Genomic DNA, 581 nt, shown 5'->3' on the forward strand with positions numbered 1-581 from the left:
GAAGACGGGCAGTATGAAGAAGGCGACTTGATGATACGAGATGCCTCAGTCAAACACAGCCCCTTTACTCAGGAAGGTGAAGACTGTTTGTGTTTAACGGTACTCACTGAGCCAATGATTTTCACGCAAGGTGTTGCACGAATCTTCAACTTGTTCGGCAAAGGGCTTTACCCGTAAGCTTCGAATCCCGCGTTTTGTATAGAAAAAAACCACCGTATTGTGCGGTGGTTTTTTATTCTTACTTTTGCGCAAATTTGCGGTCGTTAGTGCTTATGCCGCGCTTTTTCCAAAAGATCCGTAAAGTAATGACGCAGTGAATACAACATGATCAAGCTTGGGATCACCATTACGGCCGTGAGAATGAAAAACGTGCTCCAGTCATTTAGGTAGTCAACCAATTCACCGCTGAATGACGCTAGTGTGGTTCGTCCAAAGTTTCCTAGCGACGCAAGCAATGCATATTGAGTGGCAGAGAACGCTTGCCCGGTTAATAGAGTCAGAAACGAGACAAAGGCTACGGTGGAAAATGCCGTCGTAAAATTATCAACGATGATGGTCGCTAAATACAGATGCTCGTTAGG

At 45.3% G+C, this 581-nt stretch carries 2 pseudogenes; one reads left to right on the forward strand and one right to left on the reverse strand.

From position 1 onward, the window contains the following. Positions 1-177, forward strand: a pseudogene (locus R7040_RS28405) (transcriptional regulator); the annotation flags it as partial. 86 nt (positions 178-263) lie between these two features. Here R7040_RS28405 and R7040_RS28410 read toward each other — a convergent pair. Further along, positions 264-581 (reverse strand): annotated as a pseudogene (locus tag R7040_RS28410) (MFS transporter); the annotation flags it as partial.

Source organism: Vibrio sp. 1069 (assembly GCF_033340555.1).